Annotated in this window: 1 protein-coding gene; it reads right to left on the minus strand. The window is 63.7% G+C overall.

The genetic code is table 11. The features are described 5' to 3' along the window. Window positions 1–422, minus strand: a 422-nt coding sequence (locus EJ903_RS27175) for a calcium-binding protein (RefSeq protein WP_281274777.1), incomplete at both ends; no start/stop codon positions are given.

Here is a 422-nt window from a genome sequence, read left to right on the forward strand (position 1 = left end):
CCCGACAGCGTGTCATTGCCCACGCCACCCTGAATCAGGTTGTCCAAGGCATTGCCCACACCGGTGAAGTTGCCAGTGCCGGTGTAGGCGAGCGTCTCCACATTGGCCGACAGGGCGTAGCTGGAAAGGCTGGTGCGCACCTCGTCGCTGCCTTCACCGGCCAGTTCCGTCACCACATCACCGACATCATCCACGGTGTAGACGTCGTTGCCCAGACCACCCACCAGCGTGTCGTTGCCCGCGCCACCCGTCAGCGTGTCATTGCCCGAACCGCCCTGGATCAGGTTGTCCAAGGCATTGCCCACGCCGGTGAAGTTGCCGGTGCCGGTGTAGGTGAGCGCTTCCACATTTGCCGACAGGCCGTAGCTGGAAAGGCTGGTGCGCACCTCGTCGCTGCCTTCACCGGCCAGTTCCGTCACCAC

Origin of the sequence: Azospirillum griseum, assembly GCF_003966125.1 — a bacterium.
GTDB classification, from domain to species: Bacteria; Pseudomonadota; Alphaproteobacteria; order Azospirillales; family Azospirillaceae; genus Azospirillum; species Azospirillum griseum.